A 21,073-nucleotide genomic window follows, 5' to 3' on the forward strand; every position below is an offset into this window, starting at 1 on the left:
ACAAAAAATTATCTGCAGATCCTATATACACTAAACCTTCAACTACTGAGGGAGAAGAAAGTATTTTTTCTCCTGTCTCAAATCGCCGAAAACCGCATCTTATCTCTTGTTCTTTTTCTTGACTTTCTTGGGATATAACCGCCGACCCCAACGTCAATCCCAGTCCTTCCGCACGAGGATAGTATCCTTCTTGAATTTTTTATCATCCGTCTTCGGATGATCAATATTGTAATGGAGTCCCCTGCTCTCCTTTCTTGACATCGCCGACCTTATTATCAGATAGGCCAAAAGCGCGATGTTTCTCAGCTCGATGAGGTCGGAGGTGATCGTAAAGTTCCAATAATAATCGGTGATCTCCCTGTGGAGGGCATTGGATCTCCTCATGGCCCTCTCGAGCCTTTTGTCGGAGCGGACGATCCCGACGTAATTCCACATGAACCTCCTCACCTCTTCCCAGTTCTGGGTGATGACCACCTCCTCGTCGCTGTCCACGGCGTCCTTCGGGTCCCAGGGGGGCGCCTCGGGCGGCTTTATCTTCAGGGCCTTTATCTCTTCTGCGGCCCTCCTTGCTCCCCTGTCCGCATAAACGACCGCCTCGAGAAGCGAGTTCGACGCCAGCCTGTTGGCGCCGTGAAGGCCGGTCATCGTGACCTCGCCCCCGCAGTAGAGGCCCTCAACGCTGCTCTTTCCGTTTTTGTCCACGACCACCCCCCCGCACATGTAGTGGGCCGCCGGAACCACCGGTATAGGACTTGTCGTAATGTCTATTCCGAACTGAAGGCACTTCCCGTATATGTTCGGAAAGCGCTCCCTGATGAAGGACGCTTCCCTGTGGGTGATATCCAGGAATACGCAGTCATCCCCCGACCTCTTCAGCTCGCTGTCTATGGAGCGGGCCACGATATCCCTCGGGGCGAGATCCTTCATTTCGCTGTACTTTTTCATGAACGGCTCGCCATTGGCAAGGCGTAGGATCGCCCCCTCGCCTCTCACCGCTTCCGAGATAAGAAACGACTTCGCATCGGGATGATAAAGACAGGTGGGGTGAAACTGGACGAACTCCAGGTTTCCCACCTCGGCGCCCGCCCGGTAGGCCATGGCGATCCCGTCTCCCGAGGCGATGTCCGGATTTGACGTGTAGAGGTAGACCTTTCCCGCCCCTCCCGACGCGAGATAAGTTATCCTGCCCAAAAACGTCGATACATTCCCCTCATCCGTATCGAGGACGTAGGCTCCCCAGACCCTTTTCGGTATCACGGGGGCTTTCGACATCGTGCGGTCGGTGATCAGGTTCACCGCAATGTGATTTTCAAAAATATCGATATTTTCATTTTCCCTGACCCTCTCAATCAGGGCCCGCTCTATCTCGGCCCCCGTCAGGTCTTTCGCGTGGACTATCCTCCGCTGGGAGTGCCCCCCCTCCATCCCCAGGTCGAATGCGGGAGCGCCGTCACCATCTGTCATAGAGAAGTTGGCCCCCAGCTCGACCAGCTCCCTTATCATGTCGGGGCCGCCCTTCACCACCATCTCCACAACATCCGCGTGACATATCCCCGCGCCGCACTTCAAGGTATCTTTTATGTGATATTCAAAAGAGTCGAGCTTGTTCATCACCGACGCGATTCCCCCCTGAGCGTAGTTCGTGTTTGACTCCTTGTCTTCCTTCTTGGTGATGACTGCAACTCTCCCCGACTCCGAGGCCTTAAGCGCAAAGCTGAGGCCCGCTATCCCGCTTCCGACTACAAGGTAATCGTAAAAGTAAGTTTCTTCCATAAATCCACTTTCCGTTGAATTGATCTCATATTAATTACATATCAACTTTTTAAGACATATTATCTCCGGAGTCAAGGGTAGATTTGACATTTAGACATTTTTACTATATATTGAACCTAAGAGTCAAAAACTTTTACTAAGAAAATTGAATAAAAGGTTAAAATGTCGTTTTTCCGATTAAATAATTCTAAATTTTCCTTGTAATTTACCACTTCTTATATTAAACTATGCATAATTTTAAGGGTATTTACTTATTTGATATATAATTTTATATAAAAGCGAGAAAATGGAAGATTCAAGTAAATCAGGAGCCTCAATCCCTGTGCAAATTCCACTTTCATTGCTGACACTCCTAATTTTTATTTTCATCTTAGCAATTCCGGAAACCCACGCCGATTACTACAAAAAGGTCGAGCCCGATGGGACAATAGTCTTCACGAACATCCCCACCACCAGCGGCTACACAATGATATTCGACGAGTACGAAGAGGAATATGTAACCTACGAAGAATATTACTACAGCACCAGTACCTACGACGGCATAATAAAGGATGCGTCGGTGCTCTACGGGATTGATCCTTCCCTTATCAAGGCGGTTATAAAGACCGAGTCCAACTTCGATCCGAAGGCCGTATCCAAGAAAGGAGCGTGCGGCCTTATGCAGTTGATACCTTCCACAGCCAAGCGTTTCGGAGTTTACGACATCTTCGATCCGAGATCGAATATTTACGGCGGAACCAAATACCTTAATTACCTTATGGATTTTTTCAAGGGAGACCTGACTTTGGTTCTGGCCGCCTACAACGCCGGTGAAAACGCCGTGGTTAAATACAACAATCAGATTCCCCCCTATAAAGAGACAAAAAATTACATCAAGAAAGTTTTGAAGTTCTTGGATTATTACAGCGACAGGCCGCTGGACCTGTAGCATACTCATTATTACATTTTTTTCGAGAGGGTCTTTTTGTCTCCAGACAATAGAAGGATTTCAACCGAGGAAGAATTTCTGAAGTTGTTCAAGGAGGGACGCGAGCTCTTTGACGACGGGAAGGTCGAAGAAGCGAAGCGGACCCTTGAAGACGCCTACAGGCTTTCACCAAGCAGCGAAGGGGTTGAAAACCTGCTGGGGATGATCTACTTCAGTATTGGAGACTTCCCTAAGGCCGAGACCATCTATAAAAAGCTCCTGAAGAGAAATCCAAACAACCTGACTCTCAGGGTCAATCTGGGATTGATATATTTCAAGACTGAAAAATATTTCAACGCCATACGTGAGCTGAACGAGGCGTTAAATATCAAGCCCAACTACGACAAGGCCCATAATTACCTCGGCCTCGTATACGCAGAGCTGGGTAAATATAAAACCGCCCGGGAGGAGTTTTTAAGGGCGGGGTCGAGAAGCATGGCGAGAAAGATGGAGAGCATCATCGCGGGCGTCGTACAGCCGGATTTCTACAAAAAGAAGCAACAGAAAGAGAAGGAGAATCAAGATCAATCCAATCACGAGATTCAAATAGGCGACCTGACCCTTGATCCCGAGCTCAAGGAAATGCTCAGTGATTTTGAAAAGGGCGACAAGATCTCGGAGTCAAAGGATAAGAGCAAGGTGGAGCATATTCGTCTTGACCTGGACAAAGACGGTCTGGTTGAGGCAAAGTCGTCCGACGAAAAGAGGCCCGCGAAAGAAGGGAAAACCGAAACCCAAAGAGAAAAGAAGGCTGAAAAAGAGGATGCCGCCGGAAGAAGCGAATTCGCAATCACCGACAACAATAACCTCGAGATTATCTTTTCAGGCCACACCTTTGCGAGAAGCGGAGGCATAGTGGCGGCCGAGGGCAATCTTGACTTTGAAACCACTAAGAAGAGCCACAAGGGCAAGCAGTCCAAAGATGACCTGGGGGGAGAGGGAAACCCGATCATGAAGATAAAAGGGAATGGCAAGGTGCTTATCTCACCGGGCGACAGGCGAATTACCATCTTTACGATCGACTCCGAAGAGGTCTTCTACGTCAATGAATCTTCAATACTCGCCTTCCAGTCCGGTATTTCCTGGGAAAACGGCTCGATAAAGCTCTTAAAGGACGATGTCCTGGATATTTTACAGATAAAGGGGAAGGGAGACTTCGCCGTTTTATCCAGGACAAATCCGGTCGTAAAGGAGATTGTGGAAGGGTCACCCTTCAAGGTAAAGATAGGGACCTTTATTGGCTGGCAGGGTAAGATCATCCCGAAGGTAGTCAATATCTCCCAAAAAAAAGACGAGAGCAAAGCGGTCGATATACCGTTTATAGAATTTGCCGGAAAGGGAAAAGTAATCATTGAATAGACCGCTAAACAAATAATCCAATCTTTAATATACCAAACATCCTGACGAAATTCAGGCCATCGATAATCCCTGCCATTATGGCGATGCTCACATAAAAGACCCCCTTTATAAAATTCCTTACCGCTCTCCTCTTCCTCATCTCAATACTTATCGACATCGTGGACGGCTGTATCACATAAAAGTACGACCTTATTATAAATCTCGGCAAATCTGTAGATCACCCGGCCGAAAGGCTCCCCGTCTTAACGGCCCCCATTACTTATTTACGCCGGTCCCGCAGGGCCGGGTATCGGCGTGGATTGTCGCCTGTATAGTCCTGAGGGAGACCGGCGCCGCGAGCCTTAGGGCAAAGACTTTTTAGTGCGGCCCTTATTCCTTTTTGTCTCCCACATTTTTGTCGTAACTGATGAATCAAGATGGGGGCGATTCGCCGCACCATCAAACCTCTCGCTCCTACAGCTTCCCTAATGCAGTAAGTTTTTCTATAGTTTTTAGATAGTTTTTTATTTACTTTAAGAACCTAATCGTATAGAATAGGGCGTTATGCAGAAAATTATCTCAAGACATTTCATGCTTGAAATCCTCGCCAATTTCTCAATTGGCCTTGTAATATTCAGCTTCATCATAGTCATGGGAAGGATATTCCAGCTGACCGAGATGATGGTAAGTCAGGGAATGAGCTTTCTCAACGTCGTGATCCTCATCGCCCTTATGCTTCCCAACTTCCTCGTATTCACAATCCCAATGTCCCTGGTCTTATCCATTATCCTCACCTTCGGCAGGGCTTCGAGGGACTATGAGATTATTGCGTTTAAGGCTTCCGGAATCAGCGTCTACCAGCTTATCCGCCCCGTGATTCTCTTTACCATGCTGACCCTTACGGTAACATTTTACCTCACCATTTACGTGGCCCCGCGAAACAACTTCAACCTCCATAAATTCGTCGTCAGAATAATAGGCTCCCAGGTCAACGTGGCCCTCCATGAAAAGGTCTTCAACGACATGAGGGGAATAATCATATACGTTGACAGGATACCGTCCAATTCCGATAGATTATACGGAATTCTCGTTTACGACGAGACCAATGTGGATGTGGCGGTTACCATTATTGCCCAGGAGGGTTACATTCGGGGCGATGAGTCCAATTCCTTTCTCACCATCAGCTTGATTAACGGGACTATCATACTTTCGAGAAAGAACATGGACTCCGATCAGACATCCGTCTTCAGCAGATATGATCTAAACATCAACATATTCGGCGACGAAAACAACAATGAGAAGATCCTAAAAAGGGACTACGAGATGACCCTGAGCGAGCTGTACGCCGACATCGATTGGCTGAGGAATGACCTTGTCGGGCACGAAAAAGAGTATCTTGAAAATCCCGGTGATCCGGAAGCGAAGTTTAATTACGATTCCACGATATCATCGATAAGGAAGAGACAGGTCGAGATTTCAAAGCGTTTTGCCTTTCCCTTCGCCTGCATTGTCTTTATGCTTATAGGCATCCCTCTGGGTATACAGACAAACCCCCGGGGGAAGTCGGGGGGAATGTTTCTCGCCATAATTGTCATCTTTATCTACTATATTTTTATGCTCATAGGAGAGCTTTTGGGCAAAAACGGCTTGATCCCCCCCATATATTCGATGTGGATAGGTAACGCAATCATGGGAGGGGCGGGGCTGTATATTTTTATCAAGACCGGACGGGAATCCCCCGTATTGATAATCACGCTCTACAACAATATTCTGGCTTTTATAAACAAGATATTTCAAAGATTCAACAAATGAGAATTATACAGAAGTATATTTTAAAGCAGTTCTTCGTAATAATGTTTTTCGCGATATCCGCGTCAATCGTTCTGTTTCTTATCGTAGATGTCTTTGAAAATACGGGGCTACTCCTCGATCATCCATCCTCATTTTCAACCATACTGCTATACTTTGCCAGCAAGATACCCTTTATGCTCTTTATGAGCCTCCCCATAACGGTTATGCTGGCAACCCTGATATCCCTGGGACTTATGGGCAAAAACCTCGAGCTTATCGCCCTGAGGACATGCGGGGTGAGCCACATAGCCGTCATTACCCCGATTCTTGTTGTGGCCTTCATAATAAGCATAATAGCCTTTTTCGGAAACGAGTATATCGTCCCAAAGGCAAACCGACTTACCGATTATATGGAGATCGTCAAGATAAAGAGGAAGGAACAAGAGATCAAGCCGGAATACAAGCTCGACAAGATATGGGTCAAAAAGGGGAACGTAATCTACTACATCGACCGATTCCTGCCCAAGGAAAAAAAGATCGAGGGTATAACGATATATCACTTCGATGAGAATTTCACACTGACCAAGACGATTATGGCTGTAGACGCAGAGTGGACAAAAAAAGGCTGGGAATTACACACGGTCGACGAAAAGGACTTCACCGGCCCGACATTGTTGGACGTCAAGAAATATGATGTGAAGTATTACGAAATTGAAGAGCGACCCGAGGACTTCAAGATAGTCTTTGAACAACAGACCGAAAAGATGTCATTCCGCCAGCTTTCCCGCTACATAGATCGTCTTAACGACGACGGATACGACACCACTCGATACAGGGTTGATCTTCACTCTAAGGTGTCCTATCCCCTTGTGAACTTCATCATGGCCCTCATCGCCACCCCCTTTGCCCTTATGATCGGGAGGCGCGGGGGAATCGCCTCCGCAACGGTAATCGCATTTACCTTCTCATTCTTTTACTGGGTGGTCCACAGCATCTGCGTATCCCTGGGGCATGGGGGAACCCTTCCGCCCTTCATCGCCGCCTGGACCGCAAACATACTCTTCCTCTTCGCCAGCGTCTACATGTTCCTGACAGTGAGAACTTGACGGGAGGAAGCGATAGATTGGACACATAAACGACCGGTCTTATAAGATTTACAAATCGAAGATCAAGACGCCGCAGTTGCATCGATTCAACCCCCTCTCTATTTTTGCGTTGACAGGCGGCCCCTGACAATTGGATTCTCATCTACAGAAAAACTATTCCAAAAATCAGCAAGTTTTTAGGACCTCTCCGAGTGATCTAATTTCAAACAATAATTTTTGCACTCTACACTTATACTCCACACTTAGATATTTAAATGGGCTCAAATATAAAGGACGAGAACAGTGGAAATAGCCGACGGTATCTACACCTACAGAGACAGGCCGGGCGAGAAGATAAGGCCCGGGGCGGGCTCCGCCTCGGTGACGATCGTCTCCGGTGACGCCCTCCTCATGATAGACAGCGGTGTCGTCTCTGGCGGCGCCCTTGAAGAGCTCGAGGCGGCGATCGAGAGGGACGGCCTGAAATTGAGCGATGTGGGGCAAGTAACATACACCCACTCCCACTGGGATCACATAAACTCGGCCGGGCTTTTAAAATCGAAGAGCGGGGCCAAGATCTTCGCCTCCGCCGCCGCCAAGAGATACATCGAGAATCCCAAAGACAATTTCGATGGCTTTCTCCCCGACTTCGGCCCGTTGACCAAAGAGGTCTTCCCATATCCGATCTTGCTTGCTCGCATTCTCACCCGGTACGCATGGGGGAAGCAGCCGAGGATAAAGGTTGACGGCGTGGTCTCCGGCGGCGACTGTATCTGTGCCGACACAATCGGCAGGGAGGTAAGGGCGGTCTCCCTTCCGGGCCACACGGACGGCCACACCGGATATTTCATCCCGGATGCCGGCCTCCTCGTCGCCGGGGATCTGATTGACTTCGAGAACTCCCAGGGGATGGACCTCAACAATCCCCGCTCCAGCTACGCCTCGGCCGTGGAATCGTTGAAGAGTGCCCTTTCGCTTGAGCCGGAGATATTGATCCCCGGACACGGCGAGCCGACGGTGGGAAGAAAAAAGGCGAGAGAGGTACTCGAAAGGGCGCTTTCGGGCGGCCTCAAATACCCGGAGATCATAAAGAATGCATTGGCCGGCGGGCCGTTGAGGCTCAAGGAGATCATGGCGGCCATCTTTCCGGACGTGCCCTTTTCGATGGAGGCGATGACCCTGATGCTGATCCTGACCGTGCTCTTAGACATGGAAAAAGGAGGCATGGTCAATCGATTAATTAAATCGGGTAGGTCCGCCTGGGAGAGGGCCGATTGATAAAAAGGTTTTAACGGTTTTCTATTGCGACTTCTTCAGATCATTTTTTCTTCAACCTGCCGTTATAAAGATAGATTTTCCCTACACCATATCCAAAATTTTTAAAGTTTATTAACTTTCCGCTGAATTCTACGCTGTCTCCCCTGCCGATCTTAATGATCTCTTCATCATCCATCGCCAGTCCTATTATCACCTCTTTCCCAATTTTGTCCAGTTGAATTTCCGCCCCATATTTATCGCCTCCATAATTGTCTTTAAAAATATTCCCCAAACTCAATCCATCTCTTTTAAATTATTAACGGCCTCTTCTCCATATACCTTGATACTACAATTATTCTCAATATTTTTTTCGGTTTATATTTCGGAAAGGGTCAACAAAGACTCCATCAGCCTATTTGCATAGACTCCCCCCTTCGTGGACTACGGAATTTCAGCCGGAACTCTCTTTTCCTCATCGGAGTATGGGGCTTCGGAAACTTCGCTTTCCTTCTTCTCCGAAAGGCCCGATTTGGATTTATCACCCGCAATATCACCCTAAATACCGACAGATTCCGACACCTTTATATCGGACTCGGAGTCGGCCTCGTAAACAATAACGCCGGATATTAATCCCAAGATGTAAAAAAATGCCGCCGTAACCAGCAGTACGGAGCATACCAGAATCGGACTCCTTTTTCTGCCTCCTTCATTGGGCTTCGATATATTCGTCCCGTAGCTCCCCCCGGGTGGATTTGAGATCAGGTTTTCGCCCGTCCCGCTCTCCGGTTTTGCAGATCGATTCTTCTTTACGAAAAACTCCGTCTTGCAACGGAGACATGTCACCTTCCTGCCGCTATCGGGAATTCGCTCGTCTCTAATATTTCCCTTGAATCCGCAGTTTGGATATACAACTTCCATATTCTACCCCCCGAAATGAATCAATACTATTTCTTATATGTGTCTCATACTATATTCTATTATTAATCTTGTAAAGAATATTTCCCCTCCCCTAAAAAATAATCCTTACCACCCGTTCCTGTGGACCTTCCCCCCTTCGTAGCGATTCAAGGGCGGCTTCTCCTCCGCGGGATAACCCAGTGCGATGAGGGAGAGGGGCATCACGCCCTCCGGCAAACCCAGGAGCTTCTTCAGGCCTTCGACCCTCTCCTCGACAGGGTGGATCCCCAGCCACACCGCCCCCAGGCCCAAGGCGTTTGCCGCAATGAGGATATTCTGGGTCGCCGCGCCGCACTCCTGGGGCCAGTAACCGGCCCTAGTCTCCTTCCTTAGATCGGAGCATACGCAGACGGCGAGGGGCGCACCTAAAAGCATCTTTGAATGAGGGTGAAAGCCCGGTATCTCGTTAAGGATCTTCCGATTGTCTATCACCACAAATTCCCACGTCCTTTGATCCGCCGCAGTCGGGGCCGACATTGCGGCGGTCAGTAGCTCCTTCACAGTCTCCTCGGAGACCGGTCTGCCGGTATATTTCCGAATGCTCCTCCTTGTCAATATCGCATCCATTGCATCCATTGCGTCCATCGTGATTTCAACCTCCAATGTTTTTTATCCAATCGTCCCGCGCAAACCTCTCCCCCTGATGACCGACCTGTCATCAATTAACCCGATTAATCAATTCTAAGGCCTGACGATGGCCGTGATCTTCCCGCTGAAATCGATATATTTTTCGGCAACCCTCTTTACGTCCTCCTCCGTCACGGCGAGGATCTTCTTCGGATACTCGGCAAAGAAATCGTATCCCAGCCCGTAAAGCTCGTTGGTCGCCATTGTCATCGCCATATCCATGTTCTCCTGTAGGCCGATCTCGTAGTTACCCGCAACGTAGTTCTTGGCCCTCTCAAGCTCCTTGGCCGTAACTCCCCCCTCCCTTATCTTTATAAGCTCATCCTCGATCCCCTTGATCGCCTCCTTGAGATTTTCCAGTTTGGTAGCCATATAGACCCCGAAAAATCCGGTATCCACCCCCCCCAGGTTCACTGCGGTGACAGAGTAGGCAAGCCCCCTCTTCTCCCGAAGCTCGATAAATAGCCTCCCCCCGTGCCCGGAGAGTATCGCCGTAAGAACCTCGAGGGTATACTGGTCATCGCTTTTGAGATCGGCTCCCAAAAATCCCATGACGATATGGGCCTGCTCCTTTCCCCTTACCCTCGTAACAGCCCTCTTCGGTGAACTTGGCTTTTCTGGACGCTCGATTTCAAGGGGCGTCGCCTCGGTCTTGGGGAAATCCTCGAACAGCCCCTCCACCCTCTTCAGGACATCCTCCGCATTCACATCCCCCACCACCGCTATAACCATCTCAGACGCTAAGGCGTGGTCCCTGTAATACGTAACAAGATCGTCTCTGGTGAACTTCTCTATATTTTCCTTCGTTCCGGTACTCGGCATCGAGTAGGGGTGATCTCCATAGAGTCTCTTCCTGAAGAGCCTTATGACGGTCAGGACAAGATTGTCCGCCTCGGCGTCTTTTGCGGCCAATGCCTTCTCCCTTACCTTCTCGAGCTCGTCCGAGTCGAACGTCGGATTTAAGATAACGTCCGAAAATATCTCCCATCCCTCATCTTCGTGCTCCTTCAAGAACTGGGTCCTGACTCCGAAGCTGTTATTACCGGAAAAACCATTGATGCTTCCCGCTATCGAATCAATCTTGTCGGTCAGGGCTTTGGCCGTAAGATCTTCAGTGCCGCGGGTCAGCATATATGACAATATTTCATTTATCCCGTTGTTTTCTTCGCTCTCGTACCTCACGCCGCCCGGGAAAATCGCAACGGTCGAGATTATAGGAAGCTCCGGCTCCTCTTTTATCACGAGGGTTATTCCGTTATTTAGCTTTGCCTTAAAGCCGGCCTCCCCATGTATCAACTCCGCCCCGGAGGAAACCGCCTCTTCCTTTCCTCCCTCATTAAAGCCCAGATGGACGGCCTCTTTGACACCCTTTTCGGTTACGCTCTCGGCAACATCCTCCGGGAGAAGATACGTAACCGTGAGATTCTTCTCGTTGAAATACTTTTTTGCAACCCTCCTTATATCGGCGTCATTAACACCCTCGATATTTTTGAGATAGCTTTCTTCAAATTTCACATCTCCCACAACCGTCTCGAAGTAGCCGAGTGTCCCGCAGAGACCCTTAAACGTCTCCTTCTCGTAAATGAAGTCCGTCTTGATGCTGGTCTTGGCGTTTCTCAGCTCTTCCTCCGTAACCTTTCCCGTCTTCAGAGCTATGACCTCCCCTAATATCGTCGACACGGCATTACTCATATTTTTTTGGTCGAGATTTGCGCTTATCAGATACAGCCCTGCCCTCTTCGGCGTGTAGGAAAAGGCGTCTATTGAATAGACGAGCTTCTCCTTGTCCACAAGACGGTGGTAAAGACGAGAGCCCCTCCCCTCACCCAGTATAAGGGCGGATACATCGAGGGCATACAGGTCTTCGTGGTCTATCGGGGGAATGTTGAAGCTGATCTTGAGGTACCCCATGTTGACGTTATCGTAAAGCCCGTCGACCGAAAGGCCGTTGTTTATCGGGTATCTCACGGACGGCGCGGGCCTGACAATCTCTCTCTTTCGCTTGGAATCGAAGTACTTTTCGATCATCGGCTTTACCAGCGCAGGCTCGAAATCACCCACCAAGACGAGGATCATGTTCGAGGGGACGTAAAACGTCTTGCAATATTCGTTTATCTCATCCCTCGTGTATTGTTTCACCTTTTCCATGGTCCCGATGATCGGTTTTCCGTAGGGGTGCCCCGGAAAAGACTTTTCAAACATGAATTTCGTTATCCTCCTGCTTGGGGAATCCATGTTCATCCTTATCTCCTCCAAGATCACCTTTCTCTCGTTCTCCACCTCGATCTCGGGTATTGTCGCATTTAGAACGGAATCTCCCACGACCCTTATCATATCCTCCACAAAACGGCTTGCCACGTTGGCCGTGTACACCGTGGAGTCAAAAGAAGTATACGCATTTGCGTATCCCCCGGACGCCTCGATTATCGCCGCCCCTTCCCCAGGTTTAAGCTTTTCGGTTCCCTTGAAGCTTAGATGCTCAAGGAAGTGGGATATCCCTCCCTCGTCCTCCAGCTCGTTGAAGCTCCCCACGGAAATCCAGACGTTCATGGCAACGGCCGGAGTGGAGCCATCGGGATAAAGGAGCACCACCATCCCGTTCGGAAGCCTGTAGCGTTCAAGCCCCTTGGAAGATGCGCTTCCAGTTAAGACCGCAATGAAAATCAGCGTTATAAATAAAATAGCTAAAAGCCGTTTAGCGAAAACCAGATTGTGTCTTTTCATTTTCATACCTTTCCTCCTTATATACATAATATCCCCTTTTAGGCCAAGGAGCAATTAAAAAATTCCCTCCTATATTCCTTATATAAAACCTTGACACACAACGAAAAAACTCGTATGATTAAAGTATGTTTGGAATTGGTACACCAGAGCTTATTTTAATACTCGTGGTCGCACTCCTGATCCTTGGGCCGAAGAAACTCCCCGAGGTGGCAAGGGCCATAGGGAAGGGGTTCGGAGAGTTGAGAAAGGCCACGGACGGGATAAGGAACAGCGTAAACGTAAACAGGGCCTTTCACGACTTCATGAGCGAGGATGACAATAATCCCCCGAATTCGAGTCAGCCGGGGGGCGGCGGGAACGGACATAAGGGAGATCCTTACGGCGATTCCGAGGGGGACAGCGGGGGAGACGATTGTGCCGAGGGCAAGAAATAGGTACGGCATCGGTGGAGGGAGGGGATGAAGTGGGGAGGCTATCGGGATAACCAGAGGGAGATAGAGAGGGGATTACCGGAGGAGGATGGTCGGGGGGGAGAGCGTCACGTTGATTCCGATGGGGTTGAATGGAGGGACGGTTTGATGCCAACAAGGGATGGTTGTTAAAAACTTAAGAGGCGTAAAGCCCCCGGGCCTCATATTTAGTTAAATTAGCAAATTTGATGGGACTGTAACTCAATCCCTATTTTTTTAACAGCTTAACACTTATAACAAGCAGCGAAAAAATCGGCGGTGGTAGGGAGAAGGCTTATTTTTGAGTCCGGTTTATCTTGAGAGGAAAAGTAATACAGAAATGTTTTTAGGGAAGTCCTAAAAGGTTTCAACACCATACCACTGTATCGATATTGAGATATTTGCCGATATCGCAATATCGATATTTACTATAGAGCGATATTTACTGTTAAGGAAAATAGGCTTGGAAGAGAAAGATAAAAACATAAACAACGGCGAAGAGGCAAAAAAAGGACAGAACGAGAATGAAATGGAAGGCTCAACAATGAGCATTATCGAACACCTCGAAGAGCTCAGAACGAGGCTGATAAAGATTCTGATCGCGTCGGCCCTTGGATTTGCCGTATGCTACTGGATGTCCGAGTGGCTCTTTTCCCTCCTTATGAAGCCCCTCCTCGACGCCCTTCCGGGAAAAACGCTGATCTTCACCGGCGTGACCGAGGGTTTTTTCACCTATCTCAAGGTCGGGATAATAGCCGGCATCTTCCTCGCCGCCCCCTACATCATATACCAGATATGGGCCTTCGTGGCGCCCGGCCTCTTCAAGAGAGAGAAAAAAATCCTAATCCCTATATCGATCATCTCCGCCGTCTTTTTCGTCGGCGGCGCCCTCTTCGGTTATTTCGTCGTCTTTCCCTTCGGGTTTCAGTTTCTCATCGGTAAATTCTCGTCGGATGTCATACAGGCGATGCCCTCCATAAAGGAGTACCTCTCCCTCGCCACGAAGATGCTCATAGCGTTCGGGGTGATCTTCGAGCTTCCCCTGGTTATCTTCGTCCTTGCACGCATCGGTATCGTCGACCACAAGTTTCTTAGAAAATATCGAAAATACGCCATCCTTGGAGCATTCATAGTAGGGGCAATACTGACTCCCCCCGACGTCATAACCCAGCTGATGATGGCCGGGCCGCTGATAGTCCTATACGAGATAAGCATCTGGGTGGCCTACTTCTTCGGCAAGAAAAAGAAAGTGTTGGATGACGACGAGGAAGAGAAAGATGACAAGGCGATAGAGCCGAAATAGAGGCCCGCCCGATAGAACCTTAATATCATTTAGAAATCCTATGACCTCGAAAAGCGGAAAAACGTACTTCATTACGGACAGCCATCTCACAAGTCCTGACGATGAGAATTACTCCGCCCTCCTCTTCTTTCTCGACGTATTAAAAGCCGAGAGAGAGGCGACACCCGGCCCCCTAATCCTTGTCATCCTCGGGGATCTGTTCGATTTTTGGGTCGGATACAGAAGCCTCGTCCCGAAAAGATACGAGAAGGTCATAGACCGCCTCTTCGATCTCTCCCGAAACGGCGTAGACATCCGCTACACAGAGGGGAACCACGACTTCTTCATGGGACCGATATTCACCGACCGTATCGGTGCCTCCGTTTACTCCAGGCCGTGGGACATGGAGACGCAGGGCTTGAGGATCTACATCGCCCACGGAGACCAGGTGAACAGAAAGGACTACGGCTACAGGCTCTTGAGATGTTTCTTGAGAAACCCCCTTTTCCGCATTATCAGGAGGTGTACTCCGAACTTCGTCATAGAGATGATCGCAAAGAAGATGAGCCGGGCGAGCCGGGCCTACACCGAAAGGAAGGAAGACGACCATGAGGAGATCGCATGGGAGTTCGCCAACGTCCGCTTCAGGGAGGGGTACGACGCCGTCGTCATCGGCCATTTTCACGAGCGGAAGCTGAAAAGGACCGACTTAAGCGGCAGGGAGCGCCTCTACGTCAACGTCGGCCTCTGGATGGACGGGGATTACGACTACGTCATCCTCGAGGGAGGTAAGTTCAAGCCGATGAAGTTCGATTACAGACCCGTCCGGAAAAAATAAGCAGGACAAGGTCCACCACTTCAATCCCCCGCGTGCTTCCCTATCAATCTAACCCCGTTTTCGTAAAAGACCTTATCGTAGAACTCCCGCGACAGGCTGAGTCCCCTGAGGCACTCTATCTCGTCCTCCCTCGGAAAGATCAGGTTCGGGAAATCCGAACCGTAGACTATTCGATCCTTGTACTTTTCAAGGCGGTCTCCCCAGAAGCCCTTAAGATCGGCGAACACATCCTCGAGGCCGAAGAGGGGCGCCATCTTCGGGATGAACGTGAACGAGGTGTCCAGATAGATATTCTCGTGATTATCCAGTAGTCCAAAAAACTCCGTGTACTCCATCCCGCCCATGTGGGCCACGTTGCAGGGGAGGTCGGGGCGGCGGTCGAGAAGCTTTTCAAAATTGTCGTAGCCGACGAACCTGTTTCCCGCCGGGCCGTTCCCCACGTGGAAGAGTATCCGCTTGCCTCTCTCCATCACGAGGTCGTAGAGGGGGAAGAACCGCTCGTCCGCCGGATAGTGTTCCTGTACCAGAAGCTGGAGCTTGAACCCGAGCATCTTTGGGTGTTTGAGGGCGTCTTTTGCGATCTTCATCGCTTCATCGTCCAGCGGCGAGAACGCCCCGAAGCAGTAGAGGTCGTCTATCTCGTCCAGTATCTTTTTGTTCCAGTCGTTGAGGCCCTTCGCCACGCCTGCCCTGTGGGCGTAGTTGGAGTAGACGATGGGGCCGACGCCTCTCTCCCGGAGGTGGGAGACGGATTCTTTACAATAGAGCTGGTAGATGACGTCCCACTTGTAGACTTCCGAGAAGTGGCGCCAGACGGCGTCGAACATCCTGTCGGGAAAGAGGTGGACGTGAAAATCGACGATTTTATCGGGGAGGGTCATGGGGGCACTCTTTTAGACAATATATTCATGGCGATCGTATAAGCCATTTACGAATATCTACTTCAGATTCTGGCGGAGGTGGCATAGTCTCAATAGAAGCACCTGTGAACACTTCATTAGCAGTATCAATATTCGGCATTATATCTATTATTAATACATTTTTAACCGCTTTACTGTGGATTCTAAGGTGTTCCAAAAACTCAGTATCATATGTATTAAAAGCAAATCCAAAGACGACTAATCGTGATGCACCATTGAGGAGTCTCGCGCTCAACTGCCATTGCCCCTTAAGTTCCTGCGGCATTATCTTGTTCTGAACTGGGGCAAGAACTAGCGCATTTCCCGTTAAACCACGACGACCGTCTGTGTAATGAATGTCCGATTGCCACGAGATACTTCCATGGATTTTTGCTAACGGTAATTTACCAGTCAGAGTCACCGAATTAGATACAGGATAGGCACCACGGCCAGTAAGTATTTCTCCGGGGACTCCATAGTTAAATCCACGAGATCCCAATGCGTACTCTACCAGCATATCGTAATTAGTCGTGATGATGCCCTGGAGATACATGCCGAAAGTATTAGTAAGCAAATTCTGTGCTTTTTTTACACCTGGCCTCTCGAATCTGCGATTTTCATCAATCATGAAAACATGCCGGCGCCACCTCCCGGCATGTCTTTCTTTCCAAATGTATGGTTCCGACAAGCGTCGGACAATATACCAGACTACCAATTTTGCAGTTTTTTTGCTCTGGTGCATTGCAAAGTCAATGAACGCTTCAACTGGCTTGTTAGGATTCAAATAATCCCATGAAGCCTTGATATCTCTCACAAAGTGGAGCCTATTCTCCTCCTGAACTCCATCCGGTTCGATCGCAAAATCAAATAGACTATTCGCCAATGGTAAGTTCGCAGCCCACTTGGAGAAACCTGCACCAAGTATCAGTATTGCCATCCGCTATCTCAGTTTTTGTGCAATTATACAATCCTTTAGTTTTTTGATATTTGTTTTATCTCTAAACCATTTCTATTACATTTTTTTGCCCTATTTTCCATTATGGTTTTATCGATATCAGATTAAACTAAATCACAACACCAGATTGCTATGCTTTTTTGTTTTGTTCTGAGAAAAGCTAACGATCGAAATGACACTACTTTTTTAAATCTTAAGCAACCCTTTCTTATGCCCCCCCCATCCCCTTTATCAGCTCCCTTGCGATGATGAGCTTCTGGATCTGGGTGGTGCCGGCGCCGAACTCGATCCCCTTCATGTCGCGGTACATCCTCTCCACCGGGAACTCGCTGATGAAGCCGTAGCCGCCCAGGATCTGGGTCGCCCTGTCGACCACCCTCATCCCCACCTGGGAGCAGAAGAGCTTCGCGTAGGAGGCTTCGAGGCGGACCCTTTTCCCCTGGTCGGCCAGCGTCGCCGCCCAGTATGACAACAGCCTCGCCGCCTGGAGCTCGGTGGCCATGTCGGCCAGCATCTCCTGGATCATCTGGAAGTTGATTATCGCGGTGCCGAACTGTACGCGCTCCGAGGCGTACTTCAGCGCCACGTCGAAGGCCCCCTGGGCCACGCCGATGGGAGTAATCGAGTAGATGATCCTCTCCCTGTCGAGGCCGTTCATGAGGACCTTAATCCCCCCGTTCTCGTTTCCGAGGACGTTTTCGGCCGGGACCTCCATATCCTCGAAGATAAGCTCACCGGTCGGCGAGCCCTTGACCCCCATCTTCTTCAACGTTTTTCCTGTGGAAAAGCCGGGGAAGTCCTTCTCCACGATGAAGGTCGTTATACCCTTGTGGCCGGCGTTCGGGTCGGTCTTGGCGTAGACCACCGCCACGTCGCAGAGCGGTCCGTTTGTTATAAACATCTTGGTGCCGTTGAGGATGTATTTGTCGCCCTTCTTGACGGCCCTCGTGCGCATCGACAGGGCGTCCGACCCGGCCTCCGGCTCGGTGATGGCGATTGCGCCCACCTTCTTTCCGCCGATGAGGTCGGGGAGGTATTTCTTCCTCTGCTCCTCGTTTCCGTTCCTGTAGAGGTTTTCGGTGCAGAGTATGGCGTGGGAGCCGAAGGTATTCGCCGTGGCGGCGCATCCCCTGCTTATCTCCTCCATCACCAGAACGGCCGACATGAGATCTGCCCCGATTCCGCCGTGCTCCTCCGGGATCGATATCCCGAAGAGGCCGAGCTCCGCCATTGATTTGAAGTTCTCCTCGGGGAATTTCCCGTCCTCGTCGATCTCCGGCGCCCGGGGGATTACCTCCTTGTCCACGAACTTGGCGACCGTATCCTTCAGCATCTTCTGCTCGGATGTAAACTCAAAATCCATTACACAACTCCTTGGAACAAATAGCTTTTAATGCCCTCTACTTTTTTCTGCCGACCAAGATCTTCGGCGAAAAGATTATGCAGTCCTCGTCCCTCTGATTCTTTATCTTTGCCTCGTAGGCGATGGTTCCCGTGTTCTCGTCCCTCTCCTTCATCTCCGCCACGGTGGCCTCGCACCTTATGGTGTCGCCTATCTTGATTGGGCCGGTGAAGCGAATCTTGTCCATGCCGTAGAATGCGATGAACTTCTTCGGCGTAAATACGTAGGGGCCGAGACGAAAGACGAGGGCCGATCCGATAGAGAGGCCGAGCATCCCGTGGGCTATCCTCTCTCCGAAGATTGTCTTCGCCGCGTACTCGACGTTTGTGTGAATAGGGTGCCAATCCCCCGTCAGACCTGCGAAGTTGACGATATCGGCCTCCGTCATGGTCCTCCCTGGAGTAACGAAGGTCTCTCCCACCTGATAGTCCTCAAAAAAAACTTTTTCCATTAATCCTCTCTTCATCTGAAATTGAATATTTGTTTAAACAACAACCGACTGTAATCAAAAACTTTTTTAACAATATCTTGGACCGCCGCCGCCACTTTTTCAAACCAAAACCCCGAACCGAAAGCAAAATGGAAAAGTTCAAGTTAAACACCTTTCGGCCCCGATAAAAATGGGGAGGAGCGATACCGATAAGTTGCAGTGGCGGATTTTTAATCCGCCACTGCCTTGTAAGCTATTTCAACAACTATCTTGACAACCGGTTACATTACTTCTGCCTTGACAATCGAGCGAGCGGAAGGAACAGGCCTTCCAGGATGAATTTTGAAGACAGCCTGTGCCGAAATCGGGCAGGACCTATTATCTTCATCAATTTCCCCGTAATCAAAGCCCTGCTGCCTACCTAATCTTTCAACATTATCCGATACCCTTCCCCTCTTTATCAAAACAGGTGATATTTAATATCTTCTCCCTACTTCCTCAGCACCTTCTTGTCGAGCTTTCCGACAGGGGTCAGGGGAAGCTGGTCCATGAACTCGACGGTCTTCGGGACCTCGTAGGGGGCGAGCTTCTTCTTGGCGAAATCGAGAATATCCTTCTTCAGCGCCTCTTTGTCACCACTGTATCCGGGCGTAAGCTGGACGAATGCCTTTACGAGCTCGGAACCGGGCCTCTCCGGGTTTTCTACTCCCACTATGCCGACCATGTCTATTGCGGGATGTTCGCACAGGACGTCTTCCACCTTGACCGAGAATACCTTGTAGCCGCCGACTATTAACATATCCTTCGTCCTGTCGACGATACGCATATAGCCTTCATTGTCCATGATGGCGACATCTCCCGTGTGCATGTACCCGTCCTTGTCGACGGAGTTTTTAGTCTCTTCCGGCTTGTTGTAATAGCCCACCATGACCTGCGGGCCCTTTGCGCATATCTCACCCGCCTCTCCCAGTTTCACTTCCTTTCCCGTTGCAGGGTCCAGAAGCTTGATATCCGTGTTAGGAAGGGGGAGCCCTATAGAGCCCAGCTTCTTCTTTCCCCTAAATGGATTCATCGTGGTCAAGGGCGACGTCTCCGACATCCCGTAGACCTCAAGCAGTTTGCCCTTTCCAACGATCTTCTCAAGCTCCTTTTGGGACTCCTCCGGGAACGGCGATGCCGCGGATATACACACCTCGAGTTTTGAGTGGTCAAGCTGTTTGAACTTCGGAGTCGTAATCAGCAGCTGATAGAGCGATGGCACATTAACGAGGGCGGTCGGCTTGTATTTCTCAATCTCTTTACAAATATGCTCTGTATCCCTCGGATTCGGGATAAGTACCTGGGTCCAGCCGAGGTATATACAGTTTTTGTTGAAGAAGAGGCCGGCGATGTGAAAGAAGGGGAATCCCGAGAGGGCCAATCCCTTTCCCGGCTCCCAGCCAAGCCACGCCTGCACAACAAGGAGGTTTGAAACGACATTTCTGTGGGTCAACATCGCTCCCTTCGGCGGGCCCGTTGTCCCCCCTGTGTACTGGATATAGGCGATGTCGTCCGGCTTTACCTTTACCTTTGGATCGCCGTCCGAGTACTTGCTGGTCTTGACGACATCCTCGATCTTCATAACGTTTTTGCCCTTAACGGGAGTAACCTTGCCGGAAGGGATCTTTTTCAGGAGCTTGCCGAGAAAGCTCTTTATCGAGGGAAGAAATCCCCCGACGCTCGCCGCAACGACGACCTTGAGGTCCGGGAGCTTGTCGGCTATCTCCAAAAACCTATGCTGAAAGATTGCGTCGAGGGTAACAAGACACCTGGCCTTGGAGTCCTTGAGCTGATACTGCATCCCATCCGCCATTAGAAGCGGCGATACGCCCGTTATGGTACAGCCGGCTTTCAGTGATCCCAGCCAAGCGATGAGATACTCGGGGATGTTTGGGAGGTTTATGCCAACCACATCCCCCTTTTTGAGGCCGTTTTCAATGAGCATATTCGCAAAGCGATTTGCATAGCGGTCAAGCTCCGAAAACGTCACCTCGACGCCCATAAAGCCAAAGGCCGCCTTATCAGGGAACTTTTCAAATGTCGGCCTGATTGCATCGACGTAGCTTTTCTCCCATAACTTCGGATCCAAGTCTTTAATTCCCTTGTCCCATGAATCTTTCCAAAACTGTTTTTTTGCCATTTCTAAAATAACTCCTCTAATTAATTAATAATGGACAGCCAGCCAATGATTCATCCGTCCCGACATAAAAAACTATTACGTATAGATGTAATATTTTCGGGACTTCCAGTTGATATTCTA

General features: G+C 49.6%; 19 protein-coding genes. 8 read left to right on the top strand and 11 right to left on the bottom strand.

Annotation, left to right across the window (positions count from 1 at the left end; translation table 11 throughout):
• Together JW984_01520 and nadB are read right to left on the bottom strand one after the other, a co-directional pair.
• On the bottom strand, window positions 1-196 hold a 196-nt coding region (locus JW984_01520), incomplete at its 3' end, for a PQQ-binding-like beta-propeller repeat protein (GenBank protein MBN1571854.1).
• The gene (nadB, locus tag JW984_01525; protein MBN1571855.1) at window positions 154-1,773 is read right to left on the bottom strand and encodes an L-aspartate oxidase; all 1,620 of its coding nucleotides are present in this window, start codon (window positions 1,771-1,773) and stop codon (window positions 154-156) included. The genes nadB and JW984_01520, both read right to left, overlap by 43 nt.
• Before the next feature lie 322 nt (window positions 1,774-2,095).
• Here nadB and JW984_01530 point away from each other — a divergent pair, with 322 nt between their 5' ends.
• The 5 genes from JW984_01530 (at window position 2,096) to JW984_01550 (ending at window position 8,232) form a co-directional block, all read left to right on the top strand.
• Window positions 2,096-2,701, top strand: coding sequence for a lytic transglycosylase domain-containing protein (locus JW984_01530; protein ID MBN1571856.1), 606 nt, complete (start codon window positions 2,096-2,098; stop codon window positions 2,699-2,701).
• A gap of 36 nt (window positions 2,702-2,737) precedes the next feature.
• Complete coding sequence (locus JW984_01535; GenBank protein MBN1571857.1) at window positions 2,738-4,099, top strand: tetratricopeptide repeat protein; 1,362 nt, start codon at window positions 2,738-2,740, stop codon at window positions 4,097-4,099.
• A gap of 543 nt (window positions 4,100-4,642) precedes the next feature.
• On the top strand, window positions 4,643-5,890 hold the full coding sequence (locus JW984_01540; GenBank protein ID MBN1571858.1) for an LptF/LptG family permease: 1,248 nt from the start codon (window positions 4,643-4,645) through the stop codon (window positions 5,888-5,890).
• A complete protein-coding gene (gene lptG, locus JW984_01545) occupies window positions 5,887-6,975 on the top strand; it encodes an LPS export ABC transporter permease LptG (GenBank protein MBN1571859.1) in 1,089 nt (362 codons plus the stop codon). Before JW984_01540 ends, lptG begins: the two co-directional genes overlap by 4 nt.
• 282 nt (window positions 6,976-7,257) lie before the next feature.
• A complete protein-coding gene (locus JW984_01550) occupies window positions 7,258-8,232 on the top strand; it encodes an MBL fold metallo-hydrolase (GenBank protein ID MBN1571860.1) in 975 nt (324 codons plus the stop codon).
• Window positions 8,233-8,272: 40 nt separating this feature from the next.
• Here JW984_01550 and JW984_01555 read toward each other — a convergent pair whose 3' ends face one another.
• The 4 genes from JW984_01555 to JW984_01570 form a co-directional block, all read right to left on the bottom strand.
• On the bottom strand, window positions 8,273-8,503 hold the full coding sequence (locus JW984_01555) for a hypothetical protein (GenBank protein MBN1571861.1): 231 nt from the start codon (window positions 8,501-8,503) through the stop codon (window positions 8,273-8,275).
• A 263-nt stretch (window positions 8,504-8,766) separates the two neighbouring features.
• Window positions 8,767-9,129 carry a zinc-ribbon domain-containing protein gene (locus tag JW984_01560; GenBank protein MBN1571862.1) on the bottom strand — a complete coding sequence of 121 codons (363 nt, stop codon included), beginning with the start codon at window positions 9,127-9,129 and terminating at the stop codon, window positions 8,767-8,769.
• A 105-nt stretch (window positions 9,130-9,234) separates the two neighbouring features.
• Window positions 9,235-9,744, bottom strand: coding sequence for a nitroreductase family protein (locus JW984_01565; protein MBN1571863.1), 510 nt, complete (start codon window positions 9,742-9,744; stop codon window positions 9,235-9,237).
• Between the two features lie 105 nt (window positions 9,745-9,849).
• Window positions 9,850-12,525, bottom strand: a complete 2,676-nt coding sequence (locus JW984_01570; protein ID MBN1571864.1) for an insulinase family protein — start codon at window positions 12,523-12,525, stop codon at window positions 9,850-9,852.
• Between the two features lie 119 nt (window positions 12,526-12,644).
• Here JW984_01570 and JW984_01575 point away from each other — a divergent pair, with 119 nt between their 5' ends.
• From JW984_01575 to JW984_01585, 3 genes are all read left to right on the top strand, one after another.
• Window positions 12,645-12,953 (top strand): twin-arginine translocase TatA/TatE family subunit, encoded by a 309-nt coding sequence (locus JW984_01575; GenBank protein ID MBN1571865.1) that lies wholly within the window; start codon window positions 12,645-12,647, stop codon window positions 12,951-12,953.
• Window positions 12,954-13,512: 559 nt separating this feature from the next.
• Complete coding sequence (gene tatC / locus JW984_01580; GenBank protein MBN1571866.1) at window positions 13,513-14,271, top strand: twin-arginine translocase subunit TatC; 759 nt, start codon at window positions 13,513-13,515, stop codon at window positions 14,269-14,271.
• Window positions 14,272-14,311: 40 nt separating this feature from the next.
• Window positions 14,312-15,088: a UDP-2,3-diacylglucosamine diphosphatase gene (locus tag JW984_01585; GenBank protein ID MBN1571867.1), complete on the top strand. Its 777-nt coding sequence runs from the start codon at window positions 14,312-14,314 to the stop codon at window positions 15,086-15,088.
• Window positions 15,089-15,108: 20 nt separating this feature from the next.
• Here the strand turns inward: JW984_01585 and JW984_01590 are convergent, their stop codons facing one another.
• From JW984_01590 to JW984_01610, 5 genes are all read right to left on the bottom strand, one after another.
• Window positions 15,109-15,969 carry an amidohydrolase family protein gene (locus JW984_01590; protein ID MBN1571868.1) on the bottom strand — a complete coding sequence of 287 codons (861 nt, stop codon included), beginning with the start codon at window positions 15,967-15,969 and terminating at the stop codon, window positions 15,109-15,111.
• Between the two features lie 25 nt (window positions 15,970-15,994).
• Window positions 15,995-16,924 (bottom strand): SIR2 family protein, encoded by a 930-nt coding sequence (locus JW984_01595; GenBank protein MBN1571869.1) that lies wholly within the window; start codon window positions 16,922-16,924, stop codon window positions 15,995-15,997.
• Window positions 16,925-17,150: 226 nt separating this feature from the next.
• Window positions 17,151-18,305, bottom strand: coding sequence for an acyl-CoA dehydrogenase family protein (locus tag JW984_01600; protein ID MBN1571870.1), 1,155 nt, complete (start codon window positions 18,303-18,305; stop codon window positions 17,151-17,153).
• 37 nt (window positions 18,306-18,342) lie between these two features.
• Window positions 18,343-18,795, bottom strand: coding sequence for a MaoC family dehydratase N-terminal domain-containing protein (locus tag JW984_01605; GenBank protein MBN1571871.1), 453 nt, complete (start codon window positions 18,793-18,795; stop codon window positions 18,343-18,345).
• Window positions 18,796-19,264: 469 nt separating this feature from the next.
• Window positions 19,265-20,953 carry an AMP-binding protein gene (locus JW984_01610; GenBank protein MBN1571872.1) on the bottom strand — a complete coding sequence of 563 codons (1,689 nt, stop codon included), beginning with the start codon at window positions 20,951-20,953 and terminating at the stop codon, window positions 19,265-19,267.
• Window positions 20,954-21,073: the final 120 nt, after the last annotated feature.

The organism is Candidatus Zymogenus saltonus (genome assembly GCA_016929395.1).
Taxonomy (GTDB): Bacteria; Desulfobacterota; Zymogenia; order Zymogenales; family Zymogenaceae; genus Zymogenus; species Zymogenus saltonus.